Origin of the sequence: Klebsiella sp. B345 (genome assembly GCF_051131735.1) — a bacterium.
Taxonomy (GTDB): Bacteria; Pseudomonadota; Gammaproteobacteria; order Enterobacterales; family Enterobacteriaceae; genus Klebsiella.
On record NZ_CP180443.1, the window covers coordinates 2,066,257 to 2,084,367 of the forward strand.

The following is an 18,111-nucleotide window of genomic DNA, read 5'->3' on the forward strand; positions in this document are numbered from 1 at the left end:
AGTATGACGATGATCCGTGTTCTATTTTGTATTGGCGTAAATCAGAACTTTTTCGATGCCACCCCGGAGGTCGGCAAGCAGGTCTGGTCCGCGTTTGGTGAAATGATGATAGGGATTGAAAACACCGACGGTATCCAGGTCATCGGTAATATGGATGACGATCGGGTAATGGTCGGGCCGTCTACCGGCTGGCCGTGGACCACCTATGTCCTCGCCGACGCCCGCGATTTTGACGCCGTCACCGCCGCCTGCAATCTGTTCCGCAGCGTGCAGGTTGGCGGCGGACCGGACCGGCTATGGAAATATTGCAAAGTCGAGGCCCGCACCGGGCGTGAATTAATTATCCAGGCCTGACAAATGAATAACGATAAACTGCTGCAGCGTCTGGATAAACTCGAAGCCGCCAACCAGATCCGTAATCTGATGAGCCAGTATATGCATTTATGTGACGATTTATCCCATCCGGATATCGCTAATGACATTGCTGATTTATTTAGCGAAGCGGCTATTTGGGAAGGTATCGGCAGTTTATACCAAATAAAACTAGGGCGTTATTGTGGACGTCAGAATATAGCCAGAATGATGGCCAAATATATTAGTGAACCGTCTCATTTCGCCATTAACGTTCATTATTTAACGTCAGAATATATTGATATTTTCGCGGAGAAAGAGGCCATCGGGCGCTGGAAAATGTTGCAGGTTTCCACCTTCCGCGCCGGCGGGTCGCATCTCAACAGCGCTGAACTGGTCATCCGCTTTAAAAAAACCGGCGACCGCTGGCTGATCGACCATTTCACCACCCGTAATTTATTGAGTCGCCCGGTGGATTACTGGCACTCGCAGGCGGATTTACCCGTACCTAATGCAATGCAGTCTCCGGAATGATTTCGTGGGCCGCCCGCCCGCAGAACCATCACGGAGCCTCAGGAGATTGAGCAATGTCTGAATGTATTCCAGTAAAGAATATTGAGAGCGGCTACTGCGCCGCCACGTTAGCCTCCCTGGTGCAGTCAGACCGGGTGCATACCTCGCTGTACACCTCTGGCGATATTTTCGCCCTGGAGATTGAGAAGATTTTTAACCACACCTGGGTGTGGGTGGCGCATGAGAGTGAGGTCCCGGACACCGGCAGCTTTAAATCGTCTATGGTCGGCACCCAGCCGGTCATCGTGGTGCGCGACCGCAAAGGCAATATCAACGTCCTGCTTAACCGCTGCCGCCACCGCGCCGCTACCGTCTGCGAACACCGCAGCGGAAAAACCAACAGCTTCGTCTGCCCGTATCACGGTTGGGGCTACGGCCTCGACGGCGCCCTGCGCGGCGTGCCGCACCCGGAAAGCTACGGCGATACCCTGGAAAAAGACCAGCTCGGGATGGTGCGTCTGCGTACCGAAAGCTACGCGGGGATGATCTTCGCCACCTTCGACCATGAGATCGAACCGCTGACGGATTTCCTCGGCCCGGCCATGAAATGGATGGATCTGTTTATGAAACAAGGGGCGGGCTATGCGCTGCAGGCTACCACCGCCCACCGCTTCCGCTTCCCCGGCAACTGGAAAATCCAGTTGGAAAATACCACCGACGGCTATCACTTCCCCATCGTGCATAAGTCGTTCCTCAGTTCGGTCGATAAGCAGACCGAAGAGATGCTCAACTTCGTCGACGGAAAAGGCTTTGTCGAAGACCTCGGCAACGGACACAGCGTAATGGTGATGATCCCGGAACTGATTGACCTCGAAGAGAACCTCGATGCGCCGGTGCCGGATCGTTTCCTTGAACTTGCGCAGGCGCTGCGCGAAGAAGGTCATGAAGAACTGCAGGTACGTCGCATCGTCCGCGCGGTAGGCGGTAGCGGCTTTAACCTGAACCTGTTCCCTAACGTAGCCTGCTCGATGGCGTTCTTCCGCGTACTGCAACCCGTGTCGGTACAGGAAACCGAAATCCACCACGTGGTGCTGACCATGAAAGATGGCCCGGCGATCGCCAATCAGGCGCGTCTGCGGATGCACGAACACTTCCAGGGACCGATGGGCTTTGGCACGCCGGACGACTCAGAAGCCTGGGAGCGCGTTCAGCGCGGCGGCGGCGCGGGCAACGATCTGTGGATCATGCTCAACCGCGGTCTACCGGGAGAGACCCGCACCGCCGACGGTCTGCGTAGCGACGTCAGCGCCGAAACCGGCATGCGTGCCGCCTATCAGCAATGGAAAAAGTACATGACTGCCGAAAGCCGGGGGCAAAAATGAACGCACAATCTACCTTAACGGCCGCCATCCACTTTATTAACCTAGAAGCGGACCTGCTCGACCAGGGCGAGTTTCGCGAATGGCTGACGTTGTGGCAGCCGCAGGGGATGTACATCATCCCCGTCGACCAGCAGACCACCGATTTCGCCAATGCGCTGAATTACGCCTATGACAACCACGCGATGCGCGAAAAGCGCGTCCATCGTCTGTACAGCGGCGAGTCGATCTCCACGACGCCACGGGCGCGCACCATTCGCATGACCGGCCGCCATCGCCTGGTGGCACAGAGTAGCGAACAGGTTGAGATCCGCTGCGCCCAGTTTCTCTATGAGTACCGTAAAGGCAACGAGCAACACTACGTTGCCGACCTGAGCTACACCCTGGTGCCGCAGGGAGAGAGCTTCCTTATTGCGCAGAAGGTCGTCCGGCTGATTAACGGCGACGACTATCTGCATAGCATTGGCTACATCCTGTGAGGCCGCAATGAACAGAACCGTATTAGTGACCGGAGCGGCCAACGGCCTTGGATTAGTCATCAGCCGCCATCTCTGGGAGCAGGGCTATCAGGTCGCCATGGCCGATATCTCTCTCGACGCCGCGCGCCAGAGCGCCCGGCAGATCGATGCCGACCAGCAGCGTCTGCTGCCGCTGGCGCTGGATATCCGCGAGGCCGAACAATTCCAGGCCGCGCTGGATCAGGTGTGCCACCACTTTGGCGCGCTGGATGTGCTGGTGAATAACGCCGCGCTCACCCTGACCACGCCGATCATGGAGATCACCGTTGAGGAATTCGATCGCGTTACCAGCACCAACCTGCGGGGCACGTTTCTCGGCTGCCAGACCGTTGGCCGCTATTTTAACGAGCGTCAGCAGGGCTGCATTATCAACCTCGCCTCGCTGGCGGGACAAAACGGCGGTACCGCTTCCGGCGCCCACTACGCGGCGTCGAAAGGCGGCATTCTGACCCTGACCAAAGTGTTCGCCCGTGCGCTGAGCGCAGCCGGCGTCAGCGTCAACGCCATCGCTCCTGGCCCGCTGGATCTCCCGTCGGTGCGGGCGGCTGTACCGGAAGAAAAAATGCCGGCGCTGCTGGAGATGATCCCGATGAAACGCCTGGGCGATCCGCTGCTGGTCGCCCGTGCGGTAGAGCTGCTGGCCGCCCCCTCCGCCACCTTTATCACCGGGGCGACCTGGGATATCAACGGCGGCATCTATATGCGTTAAGCCCTTGCAGGGTGGAGAAGAAAGATGGCTGAAACACTGACCGTACGCGTCGTAGAACGCGAAATTCAGGGAACCGAGGTGGTCGTTCTGACGCTGGCCTCGCTGGACGGAACCGCCCTGCCCGCCTTTAGCGCCGGAGCGCATATCGATCTCCACCTCGGCGAGGAGATCGTCCGTCAGTATTCGCTGTGCAGCAGCCCGCATCACCCGGAGCAGTACCGTCTGGGCATCCTCAAGGATCGGGCTTCGCGCGGCGGATCGCTGGCGGCGCATCTGCTGCAGGTCGGCGCCACGGTGGCGATTAGCCCTCCGCGCAATCTGTTTCCGCTGGAGATGGGCGCCAGCCACAGCCTGCTGATCGGTGGCGGGATCGGTATTACGCCGATGCTGGCCATGGCGGATGCCTTATTCCGCGCCGGCAAGCCCTTCGAGGTGCATTACTGCGGGCACAGCCGTGAGGGAATGGCTTTTTTGCACGAGCTGGCGGATTGCCACTTTAGCCAACATGTCCATCTGCATATCAGTGACGAAGGACACAAGATCCGCCCTGAGGACGTGCTGGCGCCGCACCATGCAGCTGCCCATGTTTACGTCTGTGGCCCGGAAGGGTTTATGGACTGGATATCCGACGCCGCGCGCGGCTGCGGCTACTCTCCGGAACGTCTGCATCAGGAGTACTTCAACCGTGAGGTCGAAACCGGCGGCGACTGCTTTGAAGTGGATGTCCCGGAGCTGGGCTTAACCGTCACCGTCGAGGAGAACGAAACCATCGTCGCCGCGCTGCAGAAGGCGGGGATCAAGGTCAAAGTCTCCTGTGAACAGGGCGTTTGCGGCACCTGCCTTGCCAACGTGTGTAGCGGTGTCCCGGACCACCGCGACGAATACTTAACCGATGAAGAACGCGAAGATAACGATCAGATCCTGCTGTGCTGTTCGCGCGCCAGAACTCCCCGTCTGGTTATCGAAAGCTTCGAATACGTCAAACTGAAATAACGGATACCGCTATGAACCTGACATCAGATTTCCGTAATGCCATGGCGCAGCTGGGCAGCGCCATCACCATCATCACTACCGATGGTCCAGCGGGCCGCTTTGGTTTTACCGCCTCGGCCGTGTGCAGCGTCACCGATTCACCGCCCACGCTGCTGGTCTGTATGAATCGCTCCTCGTTCGCCCATAGCAAGTTTAAAGAGAACGGCGTGCTGTGTGTGAACGTGCTCTCCGCTCAGCATCAGGACCTCTCCGGCGTTTTCGCCAATAGTCAGCTGCGATCGGAGGAGCGTTTTTTGCATGACCAGTGGCTGGCGCTGGAAACCGGTTCACCGGTGCTGGCGTCTGCGGTCGCTAATGTCGACTGCACGATCGCCACCAGCCATGAAGTGGGCAGCCACAGCGTGTTTTACTGTGAGGTCCGGCAGATCCGTCACAACCAGGCCGGCGACGGACTGGTGTGGTTCAACCGCCAGTTCCATACTCTCAGCGCGCAACCGTACCGCTAAGTGTTTACATAACAACGAATAAGAGCCTGTCCATCAGGCTCAAAAATACCCTATCGCATTACGCCCCCATCGCCTTTGGGTGGCGTCAAGGTGCCGACTCGTCGGCGCCCTCTTTTCACCTGCACTGGAGTACATGTGATGTCTGGAACTGCGAGCGATACGCCGGTAAGCAAGCCCCAATCAATGCGCAAATTGATTATCGGTTCTTTTCTGGGTAACTCTCTTGAGTGGTACGACTTTTTTCTCTACGGCACGGCGGCGGCGCTGGTGTTCGGGCCGCTGTTCTTCCCGGCCACCGATGACCCGCTGCTCGGCGCCTTCCTGGCCTTTTCGGGGTTTGCCATTGGTTTTATTGCCAGGCCGCTGGGCGGTATCGCATTCGGTCATCTCGGCGATAAATACAGTCGCAAAATGACCCTGATCATCACCCTGACGTTGATGGGGGCCAGCACCTTTTTGATAGGCCTTCTGCCAACCTATGAACACATCGGTGTGCTGGCCCCTATCGCCCTGATCACCCTGCGTTTCGTTCAGGGCGTGGCCTCCGGCGGCGAATGGGGTGGCGGCGTACTGATGCTGAGCGAGAATGCGCCGGAACATCAAAAGGGCTATTACACCGCCTGGAGTCAGGTGGGCGTTTCCGGCGGCTTTGTCCTTTCGTCGCTGGCGTTTTATCTGGTTCAGCTACTGCCCCAGGAAGATGTGCTGGCCTGGGCGTGGCGTATCCCGTTCCTGCTGAGCTTGTTTATCTTTCTGGTCGGGGTCTATATCCGGCGCAATATTGAGGAGAACGCCGAATTCGTCGCCCGCAAAGAGCAGCATGAAGAAGCGCAATTACCGGTACTCAGCGCCTTCAAAAATCACCCAAAAGCCATTTTGCAGGCCATCGGTTTACGGCTGGCGGAAAACGGTGCGGTGTATATCTTTTTCACCTTCTCAGTGGTCTATTGCAAACATATCGGCATTGAGACCCGGCTGGTGATTGCCGCGGTCACCATCGCTATGGCGGTGGAAATCGTCACCATCCTCGCCTGGGGTTGGTTGTCGGATCGTATCGGCAGAAAAGCGCTCTATTACATCGGCGTAATTGGTATGGCCCTGGTGGCATTTCCATTCTTCTGGCTCCTGCAAATGCACAGCTTCCCGGCGATTTTGCTGGCGATGCTGTTGGCGCTACCGGTGTGTCACGGGGCGATGATTGCCGCCCAGCCGTGCATGATGGTGGAGCTGTTTCCGGTGGAAGTGCGCTATACCGGCCTGGCGCTCGGTCATGAAATTGGCGCCGTTATCTCCGGAGGGATTAGCCCGATGCTGGCGGTGGCGTTCTTAATCAAGTGGGATAGCTACGTCCCGGTAGCCTTGATGTTACTGGCCTTTGCATTACTGGCGCTGGTCGCGCTGTTCAGTATTCGTCAACCCACCGTGCGCCCACAGCGGCAGCCGGCTCTGTAAAATCCCCCGGCATTATGGCCTGCGCAACAAGGATGTTGCCCATTCAACACCCCTGTTCTCTAATTTAATTTTAAACAAAACAATAGGTAAGCCGGCATTTTTTGCTGAACCTAATAAATAGTTCCACGCCACAATGGCACCTTACTCTATTTTATATATTGGAACGTTAGATTTATCAGAAAGGCAATTCATATGAAAAAGCTCATTATTCCTCTGATCACTGCAGCCCTGTTGCTGCCAGCGCTATCAGCCCATGCGACTTACCGCAGCGATAACCGCCAGGACGCACGAAATACCCGCCAGGATTCTCGCGAAGAAGGACGCGATACCAAGCAGCAATGCGTCCGGGACAACAACAAAAGCAATGCCGGCTGCCGCCAGGACAAACGCGAGAATCGCCGCGACGGTCGTCAGGATGCCCGCGACGAGAAGTGGTAATCCGCTGACAAAAACAGCAGGCGTGGCAAACACGCCTGCTATTACCCAGGTTAAGATTTACATACTTTAAACAGAATCCCCACTCAGCAAGCGATAGCTTCCAACAAATACGTTACTATAGGTTACGTTCAGTGACTTTTTATTTCCGCGCGATGGCTGGCCGGGATAATCGCGCAGGAAACTATTCACGCCGACAGCATGGTATTTGACGCCGCCCGACGAAAGCCAGAAGATATTCACCCCCGCGTCTTCCCCCTGAACCACGCTTGCTAAAAATACAATAAAAACACCCTCAATAATTCTTAAAAAACTTACAATGCATCAACAACAATTTGATATTAAACAATATTGTATTGCCATCGCCACCTGTCGGCATCACTCAAAACACTCCAGTAAAACGAGAAAAGCCGGCAATCCTCTCTCCCAAAAGTACCTGATTCCAGCGTGATGTACTTCAACAATTAAGTCATATATCGCTCGGGAATACATACCTCCGGTTTATTATTGCTATTCTCCGACATAATTTTGCAGTATGGTTTAATCACGGTTATCGTCATGCAGTGAATACTACTCGGTCTGGCATATCGTTTTTGCCATACTGCGACGTACTTTATGCAATATTCAGTGGGCCGCCCCCCCCTGCGCCTCCGTATTCCAGGAGTGCATAACCAGAAGGAATGTAGGATGAGCAGAATATGGAACCCTCCCCGAATATTAATATTTATTAACAAAAGACGCTATATCACTATATTACATGCGGTTATTTCCCCGCAACTGAGGGAGAGGCTTCATGTTTAAAACCAGCCCGCATTCTGAGTCCCCGGTTCAGCATGATATATGCTGAGGAACTTTTATCCGTTATAAAAGCATATCGCGCTATGACGAAAAATAAATGTTCAACAACACCTACTGATCAACGCACTGGCCTGGCAACGAAGACCACACGGAATGAATGCCTGCAATTAAAAGGGAATAACATGAAGAGTACTGCTGAAATCAAGAAAAGGAACTTCCTGACTCAAAACGAGATCGAGTCGCTCCTCAAAGCAGCAAATAGCGGAGTCCACGCTGCACGTAACTATTGTCTGACATTACTCTGCTTTATTCATGGTTTTCGCGCCAGTGAAATTTGCCGCCTACAAATTTCTGATATTGATTTACGTTCAAAATGTATTTATATCCGCCGACTCAAAAAAGGTTTTTCCACAACCCACCCATTGCTGAATAAAGAAATTCAGGCGCTAAAAACCTGGTTAGATATTCGCAAGTCGTATCCGGATGCTGACAGCGAATGGCTATTTTTATCCCGCAAAGGAAATCCACTTTCCCGCCAACAGTTTTACCAGATTATTTCGAATGCCGGAGATAATGCCGGATTAACCATTGAAATTCATCCCCACATGCTCCGTCATTCATGTGGCTTTGCGCTGGCGAATATGGGTATCGATACCCGCCTTATTCAGGATTACCTCGGGCATCGTAATATCCGTCATACCGTCTGGTATACCGCCAGTAACGCCGGGCGTTTTTACGGCATCTGGGACAATAAGAAAGAAAAACAGCGCAACAGTCTCTTGAGTTGATAGCCGTATCAGCAACGGAGTTCAGAATCTGACGCCATGGATGGCGTTAAAATGAACAACTGTTACTGAAAACATTAGTAAATATTAACCATGCGTTAATTAAGATTATTGTTCCCGCAAGTTCTGACTTCATTCATAATAGACCGACGGGTGATATCCTTGTAAATAATCAGGACTTCAATTCGTTATTTATTGTCGGATTAAACCATTCAGCATTATATTTTCCGTTTAAATCCTCGCCGCTCATAACTTTTTCTCCTGTAATTTTATGAACCTGGCATTCACTACGCCTGGCGCTATTGTGATATGACCTAAAATCCATAAAAATAAGAATTATCGCCTGGCGATATTTTAACTATGTGTAAATGTAATGTGAGCATTTGTTTTTTTGAATACACCTTTAACATTGCGGATTATTTTTTAGCCGCCCTGATTTCTTTCAGGGCGGCGCCTTCGTTCATCAATTTCAGGAGCAATGTATTGTGAATCGACGTCGTTTTCTTACCGCCAAAGAAGTTCAGGCGATGATGCTGGCTGCCCAGCAGGGTCCCACCGGAGAGCGGGACTATTGTCTGATACTGCTGGCGTTCCGCCATGGTATGCGTATCAGTGAGCTTCTCGACCTGCACTATCGGGATCTGGATCTTACTGAGGGACGGATCAATGTCCGCCGGCTGAAAAATGGATTTTCGACCATTCACCCCCTGCGATTTGACGAACTGGAAGCGATTGAACGCTGGAGTCAGGTACGTGCCGGCTGGAAAGCCGCGCAGAAAACCAGTGCGATCTTTATTTCACGCCGAGGAACCCAACTCTCCCGCCAGCAAGCCTATCGGATTATTCGCAGCGCCGGCGAGCACGCGGGCACCGCGACCCAAACCCATCCGCATATGTTGCGACACGCCTGTGGGTATGAACTTGCGGAAAGAGGTACCGATACGCGTTTGATTCAGGATTATCTGGGTCATCGCAATATTCGACACACGGTTCGCTACACCGCCAGCAATGCCGCGCGATTTGCCGGATTATGGGAAAGAAATAATCTGTTGGAAGAAAAATCTTATGAACAAAAGAAGTAACTTAACAAGTTGATAATTAAGGCTATTTTTTGACGTGAACAAGTCAATTGGGGCCAAACTGTTTATATCATAAAAATGTTTTGCAAACTTTTGCAACTAACAAGTACATTAATTCTAATAAATTAATATTATCTGACTGATTATCATCACATTTTATCTCTAATAGATTTTACTTATTCACTCATCCATTCCGCCGATCTGCCGTATCATCCTTTCTGACTCCGCCGATTTTCCCGCTCTCCCCTCCACCAAAAAACAGCCGATAACACCACCAAAATACAAAAACCAAAATTAATAACTAATCACATAACCATCAAAGACATAAGAAAGCATTTTATTTCAATGAGTCAAAATGGCCCCAATTGACTCATCAGTTGGGGAAAAACTGTGCAGAGCCGGCAGTCGAACCATTCGGCTGATATATGGAATGCCTGGAAGGCGCTACGACTGCCAATTTCGGTTCGTAATATCGACTTTGTTTAAAGGAAAACACCATGAAAATCAAAACACTGGCAATCGTTGTTCTGTCAGCCCTGTCCCTGAGCTCTGCAGCGGCTCTGGCTGATACCACTACGGTTAACGGCGGTACAGTGCATTTCAAAGGGGAAGTGGTTAACGCTGCCTGTGCCGTAGATGCCGGCTCTATCGATCAGACCGTTCAACTGGGCCAGGTCCGTTCAGCCAGACTCGCTACAGCGGGGAGCACCAGCTCAGCGGTAGGTTTCAACATCCAACTGGATGATTGCGACACCACCGTAGCGACCAAAGCTTCCGTTGCCTTCTCCGGGACGGCTGTAGACAGCACCAACACCACCGTACTGGCACTGCAGAACTCCGCAGCCGGCGGCGCAACTAACGTGGGTGTACAGATCCTCGACAGCACGGGTACTCCGCTGGCTCTGGATGGTGCTACCTTCGGTGCAGCAACCACCCTGAACGACGGTACCAACATCATTCCTTTCCAGGCACGCTACTACGCAACCGGTGCAGCAACTGCCGGTACTGCTAACGCAGACGCTACCTTCAAAGTGCAATACGAGTAATTCACTCATCAGGCAAGGATGCGGTTCGGGCCAGGATGGCCCGTTATCTACAACAGGACTGGAGTGATAGCGATGCCAGGAATGAAATCAGCACTGTTGCTACTGCTGCTGCCGCCACTCGCCGTGGCAGGAAACCACTGGAACGTCACGCTCCCTGGCGGAAACATGCGCTTTCAGGGAATCATCATTGCGGAATCCTGCCGGGTTGAAGCAGGGGACCAGCAGTTGACGGTCAATATGGGGCAGATCAGCAGCAATCGCCTTCATTCTGTCGGGGAAGATACCGACCCTGTGCCTTTCGATATCCATCTTCAGGAGTGCAGCACCGCCGTCAGCCAACGGGTCGGTGTCGCTTTTCACGGCGTGGCCGACGGTAAAAATCCAGACGTGCTTTCGGTGGGTGAAGGCCCCGGCATCGCCACCGGAATCGGTATTGCGCTGTTTGATAAAGAAGATCGTCTGATTCCGCTTAACGCACCGGCCAGCGCCTGGTCACGACTGTATGTCGGACCCACAACGCTTCATTTTGTCGCGAAATATCGCGCGACCGGCCATCAGGTTACCGGCGGAGCCGCCAACGCTCAGGCCTGGTTCTCTTTGACCTATCAGTAAATAACCGGCGGGCATACCGGATGCAGGAAACAACGGTGAGTATAAAAGGGGAAAACGTGAGAAAAACACTGGGGATGACGCGCTATCTGCTGGCGAGCTTATTGATGATCGCCACAGCAGGTTTCACCGCACAAACCGAAGCTGGCGTCGCGCTGGGGGCAACCCGGGTGATCTATCCGGCCGGACAGAAACAGGTCCAGCTGGCGGTGACAAATAATGATGACAGCAGCACCTATCTGATTCAGTCATGGGTCGAAAATGCCGAGGGGCAAAAAGACGGGCAGTTTGTGATAACCCCGCCGCTGTTCGCCATGCAGGGTAAAAAAGAGAACACGTTACGCATTATTGACGCCACCAACGACAAGCTGCCGAAAGATCGGGAAAGCCTGTTCTGGATGAACGTCAAAGCCATCCCTTCGATGGATAAATCAAAGCTCAGCGATAACACGCTGCAGTTGGCGATTATTAGCCGCATCAAGCTCTACTATCGCCCGGCAAAACTGACGCTGTCGCCTGACCAGGCCCCGGAGAAACTGACGTTTCGCCGCAGCGCCACCACCCTCACGCTAATTAACCCGACGCCTTACTACCTGACGGTCACCGAGCTCAATGCCGGTACGCGGGTGCTGGAAAACGCGCTGGTCCCGCCGATGGGTGAAGCTTCGGTAAAAATCCCGGCCGATGCGGGTCGCGATATCACCTACCGGACCATCAACGACTATGGCGCACTGACCCCACGGATGAAGGGCGCACTGCAATAACTCCGGGGAAACCAGCGTTCTCCCCTGAATGATAATAAGAACTGACAGCCGGGCGACTACGGACCGGAGGGACTATGTCACATCTGAAATATGGACTGGACCGTTTGGGCATCCAGCGTACGCGGCAGGGTGCCCCTGGGTCGGTTCGCCTATTTGCCCGGTTCCCTATTGCCCTTTTGCTGGCCCTGCCAGCTTTTTCCGCGCAGGCGGAACTCTACTTTAACCCGCGTTTTCTCGCCGACGATCCTGCCGCCGTGGCGGACCTGTCGGGATTCGAACAGGGACAGGAGGTGCCACCGGGCACCTATCGCGTCGATATCTATCTGAATAATGGTTTTATGACCACCCGCGATGTCACATTTAATCGCGCGGAGAACCAGCACGGCCTCGCCCCCTGCCTGACCCGCGGACAGCTTGCCAGCATGGGGGTCAACACCGCCGCCGTGACCGGGATGAACACCCTGGCCGCCGATGCCTGCGTGCCGATGGCGGAGCTAATCAAGGATGCCACCAGCCGTTTTGACGTCGGCTCCCAACGTCTGTACCTGACCGTTCCGCAGGCGTTTATGGGCAACCGCGCGCGCGGCTATATCCCACCGGAACTGTGGGATGACGGGATCACTGCCGGGCTGCTGAATTACAACTTCACCGGTAACAACGTGCGCAACTCCACCGGCGGCAGCAGCCAGTACGCCTATCTGAACCTGCAAAGTGGTCTGAACCTCGGCGCCTGGCGCCTGCGGGACAACACCACCTGGAGCTACAGCAGCGGCGGCAGTTCTGCGAGCAATGAGAATAAATGGCAGCACGTAAACAGCTGGCTTGAGCGGGACATTGTTCCTCTGCGCTCGCGCCTGACGATGGGCGACAGCTACACCAACGGCGACGTTTTTGACGGCATTAACTTTCGCGGGGCACAGCTGGCCTCGGACGACAATATGCTGCCGGACAGCCAAAAGGGCTTTGCCCCGGTGATCCACGGTATTGCCCGCGGCACCGCCCAGGTCTCCATTCGCCAGAACGGCTATGAGATTTACCAGAGCACCGTGCCGCCTGGACCATTCACCATTAACGATCTCTATGCCGCCGGCAACGGGGGCGATCTGCAGGTCACGGTGAAAGAGGCCGATGGCAGCCTTCAGGTCTTCTCCGTTCCCTGGTCTACGGTGCCGGTGCTGCAGCGTGAGGGCCATACGCGCTTCGCCCTGACCGCCGGGGAGTACCGCAGCGGCAACGATCAGCAGGAAAAACCGAAATTCTTCCAGGGCACGCTGCTCCACGGCTTGCCGGCAGGATGGACGCTGTACGGCGGGACCCAGCTGGCGGACCGCTACCGGGCGTTTAACCTTGGGGTGGGGAAAAATATGGGCGAACTCGGCGCCGTGTCGCTGGACGTCACCCAGGCCAATGCCAAACTGCCCGACGACAGCGAACACCAGGGGCAATCGCTGCGCTTCCTCTATAACAAATCGCTCACCGACGTGGGCACCAACATTCAGTTGGTCGGATATCGCTACTCCACGCGCGGCTATTTTAGCTTTGCCGATACCACCTACAACCGGATGAGCGGCTATGACGTGGAGACCCAGGATGGCGTTATCCAGGTGAAGCCTAAGTACACCGATTACTACAACCTTGCCTACAGCAAACGCGGCAAAGTGCAGGTCAGCCTGACTCAGCAACTCGGACGTACCGCCACGCTCTACCTGAGCGGCAGCCACCAGAGTTATTGGGGTACCGGCAAAGCCGACGAGCAGCTGCAGGCCGGACTCAATGCGGCGGTCAACGATATTAACTGGACCCTGAGCTACAGCGTCACCAAAAACGCCTGGCAGGACGGGCGCGATCAGATGCTGGCGGTCAACGTTAACATTCCGTTCAGCCACTGGATGCGCTCCGACAACACCTCCGTGTGGCGCCATGCCAGCGCCAGCTACAGCATGTCGCACGATCTTGATGGCCGGATGACCAACCTGGCCGGCCTGTACGGCACGCTGCTGGAGGACAACAACCTCAGCTACAGCATGCAGACCGGGTATACCGGCGGCGGCAACGGCGACAGCGGCGCCACCGGCTATGCCGCGCTGAACTACCGCGGCGGTTACGGCAACGCCAACGTCGGGTACAGCCACAGCGATGGCCTGAAGCAACTGTATTACGGCGTAAGCGGCGGCGTGCTTGCCCATCGCAACGGCGTCACCTTAAGCCAGCCGCTGAACGACACGGTGGTGCTGATTAAAGCGCCGGGAGCGGACAACGTGAAAGTGGAAAACCAGACCGGGGTGCGCACCGATTGGCGAGGCTATGCGGTGCTGCCTTACGCCACCGAATACCGTGAGAACCGGGTAGCGCTGGACACCAACACCCTGGCCGACAACGTCGACCTCGATGACGCGGTGGTCAGCGTGGTGCCGACCCATGGCGCCATCGTGCGCGCCGAATTTAAAGCCCACGTTGGGATGAAGCTGCTGATGACGCTGAGCCGCAACGGCAAGCCGGTGCCTTTCGGCGCCATGGTGACCTCGGTGGATAACCAGAGCGGCAGCATCGTGGCCGATAACGGCCAGGTCTACCTGAGCGGTATGCCGCTGGCCGGAAAAGTACAGGTGAAATGGGGTGAAGGCGCCGACGCCAGCTGCGTGGCCGAGTACCGCCTGCCGCCTGAGAGCCAGCTGCAGGCCCTGAGCCAGCTCTCCGCGGTCTGCCGCTAAGGAAGAATGATGATGACTAAATCACTGTATCTGCTGGGGGCAATGCTGTCTTTTACCCTCCCCCACGCGTTCGCCGCCGACAGCACCATTACCATCAACGGCTACGTCCGGGATAACGCCTGTGCGGTGGCGGGAGAATCGAAAGATTTTACCGTTGACCTGATGGATAACGCCGCGAAGCAGTTCAACGCCATCGGCGCGACCACGCCGGTGGTACCGTTTCGCATCGTGCTGTCGCCGTGCGGCAGCTCGGTGACCGCCGTCAAGGTGGGGTTCACCGGCGTGGCAGATACCAGCAATACCAGTTTGTTAAAGCTGGATAGCGGCGCCTCTGCGGCGGCGGGTATGGGGATCCAAATCCTCGACACCAACCAGACGATGTTGCCGCTCAACGCCGCCTCGACGGCGATCGCCTGGACCACCCTGACGCCAGGGCAGACCAACACCCTGAACTTTTACGCACGCCTGATGGCAACCCAGGTCCCGGTCACTGCCGGGCACGTCAACGCCACAGCGACATTTACGCTGGAATTTCAGTAACCGGAGGTTGAGATGAAATGGACTCCCCGAGGATGGCTGCTGGCCAGCGTGCTGGCACTGGCCGTCTCCCCACTGCAGGCGGCCGACATCACCATCACCGTGAACGGCAAAGTGGTCGCCAAACCCTGCACGGTATCGACCACCCAGGCCACCGTAGAACTTGGCGATCTGTATACCTTTAGCCTGGTGTCTGCCGGTGCCGCTTCGGCATGGCATAGCGTGGCGCTCGACCTGAGCAACTGCCCGGTGGGCACTTCCAGAGTCACCGCCAGCTTTAGCGGCACGGCGGACGCCACCGGGTATTACAAGAACCAGGGGACCGCGGGCAATATCCAGTTGGAATTGCAGGATGACGGGGGCACCACCCTCAACAATGGCGCCACCAAATCAGTACAGGTTGATGACACCACCCAGTCCGCCCGTTTCCCGTTGCAGGTCAGAGCCCTGACGGTCAACGGCGGCGCCACCCAGGGAACCATTCAGGCGGTGATCAGTGTCACCTACACCTACGCCTGAGTCAGGAGAGTAAGTTGATGAAAAAAGTCATAACCCTGTTCACCACGTTGCTGCTGTTGGGCTGGTCAATCAATGCCTGGTCCTTCGCTTGCAAAACTGCGACCGGGGCAACAATCCCCATCGGCGGCGGCAGCGCCAACGTCTACGTCAACCTGACGCCGGCGGTCAACGTCGGGCAAAACCTGGTGGTCGATCTGTCATCACAAATTTTCTGCCACAACGACTATCCGCAGACTATTACCGATTACGTAACCCTACAGCGAGGCTCTGCTTATGGCGGAGTGCTGTCGAGCTTTTCCGGTACGGTAAAATATAACGGTACCTCCTACCCGTTCCCGACCACCACGGAAACCGCCCGGGTTATCTATGATTCCACCACCGATAAACCGTGGCCAACCGTGCTCTATCTGACGCCAATAAGCACCGCCGGCGGCGTGGCGATTACCTCCGGTTCGCTGATCGCGGTGCTGATTCTGCACCAGACCAATAACTACAACGGCGACTCCTATCAGTTCGTGTGGAATATCTACGCCAACAACGATGTGGTGGTGCCCACCGGCGGCTGCGATGTCTCTGCCCGCGACGTGACGGTGACGCTGCCGGATTACCCCGGATCGATGGCGGTGCCGGTCACGGTGTACTGCGCGCAGAATCAGAATCTCGGCTATTACCTCTCCGGCACCACCGCCGATGCGGCGAACTCCATTTTCAGCAATACCGCATCGGCCTCACCCGCCCAGGGCATTGGCGTACAGATGACCCGCAACGGCAGCGTTGTTCCGGCGAACAGCACGGTGTCTTTGGGTACCGTCGGAACCTCCGCGGTCAATCTGGGGTTAACCGCGACCTACGCGCGCACCAGCGGCCAGGTCACGGCGGGCAACGTGCAGTCCATTATTGGGGTGACATTTGTCTATCAATAGCGGCAGCGTGGCGCAGGTCTCCCCGCCGGTGGACTATATTCTCTCGCCCTGCACTATCGCCGCCGAGGGGCTGTCCGCGTTGATGGACGACGGCAGCCTGCGCCAGCCCCGTCGGTTGTTTCCCCAGCGCCATGAGGCGCGGCTTATTCCCGAGAGGGTCAGCGTCAGGCGGGTGGTGGTTTTCTTACCCGACGATCCGTTCTGGCTGCTGCTGACCTTGCGTCAGGCGGCGCAGCTCCTGAAACATCGCGCCGTGGCGCTACCGATGCTGATCCTCAGCCGCAGTCCGGCAAACTGGTTGTGGCATACGCTGTTGCATCAGGTCGGCAAGGCGCGTTACCTGGCCGCGGTGCAGGCCGCCGCCGCCGATTTACCCTGCCGGCAACTGGCAGAACTACTCAGCCATCCCCCTCGACTGGACTACCCTCTGCTGGAACAGCAGGCGGCGCGGGAGATGGCGACCGGCGGCGCGCCGACCTGCGGCATCAGTAAACCGGAGTTGACAACCGCGCTGGACTGGCTGCAGGGAGATAGCATCAATAGTCAGGCACAACGGCGGGGGCTTAGCCACAAAACCCTCTACACCCAGCGAAGTTCAGGACTGAAAAAGATGGTGGAACATCATCCACATCTGGCGAGCCGCTTTCCCGGCAGCCAGAGCAAAGGACAGAAAGCGGGCGGTGTCGCCGCGCTTTCTGCGTTCGAGCGTGAGTTTGTTCATGCGATTCACTGCCGACACATTTTTCCGGTATTCCAGCCCATCACCGATGCACGTTTAATGCTGCAGGGCATCGAAGTTCTGTCACGCTGGCGGCGCCATGGTGAAGTGCTGCTGCCGGGGGAGTTTTTGCCGCAGATCCGCTCGGAATATGCCTGGCTGTTGCTCACCGCTTTTGTCTTACAGGAGGCGGTACAGAACATTAATCAGCACGCGGGTGAGTTTTACTTCGCGGTGAACATCCCGCCGGTCATCGCCAACAATGGCAATATTGTCCGCATGATGGAGGCAGCGCGTCAGCAGTTACATGAACCACAGTGGGGCAAAAGGTTGGTACTGGAATTTGCCGAAACCATCGATCTCAGCCGCCATGGAAAAACGGGCGAGAATATCGCCCGCTTACAGCAGCTGGGCTTTTGTATCATGCTCGACGATTGCTTTTCACAAAGCAGCGTGATGTTTCCGGTTCGAACCGTGCGCTTTAATGAGTACAAGCTGGATATCAGCATTATCAACGATCTGGCGCGTGACCCGCACGCCCTGGCGTTGATCAAAAGCCTGATCTATTACTGCCAGCTCTCGGGCAGTCGCTGCATTGCCGAAGGGGTCGATAGCCTGGAAAAATTCAATATTCTGAAGGCCCAGGGCATCGATCGTTTTCAGGGCTACCTGATCTCACCGCCGGTAACAGGCGATAATCTGACGGACCTTATCCAGCGCTTTTCCGCAGGGCGGTTTCCCACCAGCATTGCGGGGTAGCTCCGCA

Annotated in this window: 19 protein-coding genes; all 19 read left to right on the plus strand. The window is 55.8% G+C overall.

Going from position 1 to position 18,111, the window contains the following annotated elements; genetic code table 11:
* Positions 1-9 precede the first annotated feature (9 nt).
* The 19 genes from ACMYSO_RS09595 to ACMYSO_RS09685 all read left to right on the plus strand — a co-directional run bounded on the left by ACMYSO_RS09595 (position 10) and on the right by ACMYSO_RS09685 (position 18,104).
* A complete protein-coding gene (locus tag ACMYSO_RS09595; protein WP_434670312.1) occupies positions 10-354 on the plus strand; it encodes an IacB protein in 345 nt (114 codons plus the stop codon).
* Between the two features lie 3 nt (positions 355-357).
* A complete protein-coding gene (locus ACMYSO_RS09600; RefSeq protein WP_434670313.1) occupies positions 358-885 on the plus strand; it encodes a nuclear transport factor 2 family protein in 528 nt (175 codons plus the stop codon).
* Between the two features lie 53 nt (positions 886-938).
* A complete protein-coding gene (locus ACMYSO_RS09605) occupies positions 939-2,246 on the plus strand; it encodes an aromatic ring-hydroxylating oxygenase subunit alpha (RefSeq protein WP_087846530.1) in 1,308 nt (435 codons plus the stop codon).
* The gene (locus tag ACMYSO_RS09610) at positions 2,243-2,722 is read left to right on the plus strand and encodes an aromatic-ring-hydroxylating dioxygenase subunit beta (protein ID WP_087846528.1); all 480 of its coding nucleotides are present in this window, start codon (positions 2,243-2,245) and stop codon (positions 2,720-2,722) included. The genes ACMYSO_RS09605 and ACMYSO_RS09610 overlap by 4 nt, the downstream gene beginning before the upstream one ends.
* A gap of 7 nt (positions 2,723-2,729) precedes the next feature.
* A complete protein-coding gene (locus ACMYSO_RS09615) occupies positions 2,730-3,470 on the plus strand; it encodes an SDR family NAD(P)-dependent oxidoreductase (protein WP_434670315.1) in 741 nt (246 codons plus the stop codon).
* Positions 3,471-3,494: 24 nt separating this feature from the next.
* A complete protein-coding gene (locus ACMYSO_RS09620; protein WP_434583193.1) occupies positions 3,495-4,463 on the plus strand; it encodes a PDR/VanB family oxidoreductase in 969 nt (322 codons plus the stop codon).
* A gap of 11 nt (positions 4,464-4,474) precedes the next feature.
* A complete protein-coding gene (locus tag ACMYSO_RS09625) occupies positions 4,475-4,969 on the plus strand; it encodes a flavin reductase (RefSeq protein ID WP_135717221.1) in 495 nt (164 codons plus the stop codon).
* A gap of 183 nt (positions 4,970-5,152) precedes the next feature.
* Positions 5,153-6,421, plus strand: a complete 1,269-nt coding sequence (locus tag ACMYSO_RS09630; RefSeq protein ID WP_434670781.1) for an MFS transporter — start codon at positions 5,153-5,155, stop codon at positions 6,419-6,421.
* A 192-nt stretch (positions 6,422-6,613) separates the two neighbouring features.
* Entirely contained in the window at positions 6,614-6,859 is a 246-nt protein-coding gene (locus ACMYSO_RS09635; protein ID WP_434670317.1) for a hypothetical protein, read from the plus strand.
* A gap of 977 nt (positions 6,860-7,836) precedes the next feature.
* Complete coding sequence (locus tag ACMYSO_RS09640) at positions 7,837-8,442, plus strand: tyrosine-type DNA invertase (RefSeq protein WP_434670318.1); 606 nt, start codon at positions 7,837-7,839, stop codon at positions 8,440-8,442.
* A gap of 482 nt (positions 8,443-8,924) precedes the next feature.
* A complete protein-coding gene (gene fimE, locus ACMYSO_RS09645; protein ID WP_434670319.1) occupies positions 8,925-9,521 on the plus strand; it encodes a type 1 fimbria switch DNA invertase FimE in 597 nt (198 codons plus the stop codon).
* Between the two features lie 494 nt (positions 9,522-10,015).
* Positions 10,016-10,564, plus strand: coding sequence for a type 1 fimbrial major subunit FimA (gene fimA, locus ACMYSO_RS09650; protein WP_123756604.1), 549 nt, complete (start codon positions 10,016-10,018; stop codon positions 10,562-10,564).
* A gap of 72 nt (positions 10,565-10,636) precedes the next feature.
* Positions 10,637-11,176: a fimbrial protein gene (locus ACMYSO_RS09655; protein WP_434583186.1), complete on the plus strand. Its 540-nt coding sequence runs from the start codon at positions 10,637-10,639 to the stop codon at positions 11,174-11,176.
* A 56-nt stretch (positions 11,177-11,232) separates the two neighbouring features.
* Positions 11,233-11,937, plus strand: coding sequence for a fimbria/pilus periplasmic chaperone (locus tag ACMYSO_RS09660; RefSeq protein WP_434583184.1), 705 nt, complete (start codon positions 11,233-11,235; stop codon positions 11,935-11,937).
* Positions 11,938-12,011: 74 nt separating this feature from the next.
* Positions 12,012-14,648, plus strand: a complete 2,637-nt coding sequence (locus ACMYSO_RS09665) for a fimbrial biogenesis usher protein (RefSeq protein ID WP_434670321.1) — start codon at positions 12,012-12,014, stop codon at positions 14,646-14,648.
* Between the two features lie 9 nt (positions 14,649-14,657).
* Positions 14,658-15,188: a fimbrial protein gene (locus ACMYSO_RS09670; RefSeq protein WP_187043082.1), complete on the plus strand. Its 531-nt coding sequence runs from the start codon at positions 14,658-14,660 to the stop codon at positions 15,186-15,188.
* A 12-nt stretch (positions 15,189-15,200) separates the two neighbouring features.
* Complete coding sequence (locus ACMYSO_RS09675; RefSeq protein WP_434670322.1) at positions 15,201-15,704, plus strand: fimbrial protein; 504 nt, start codon at positions 15,201-15,203, stop codon at positions 15,702-15,704.
* Positions 15,705-15,721: 17 nt separating this feature from the next.
* Complete coding sequence (locus ACMYSO_RS09680; protein ID WP_434670323.1) at positions 15,722-16,627, plus strand: fimbrial protein; 906 nt, start codon at positions 15,722-15,724, stop codon at positions 16,625-16,627.
* Positions 16,628-16,655: 28 nt separating this feature from the next.
* Complete coding sequence (locus ACMYSO_RS09685) at positions 16,656-18,104, plus strand: EAL domain-containing protein (protein ID WP_434670782.1); 1,449 nt, start codon at positions 16,656-16,658, stop codon at positions 18,102-18,104.
* Positions 18,105-18,111 lie beyond the last annotated feature (7 nt).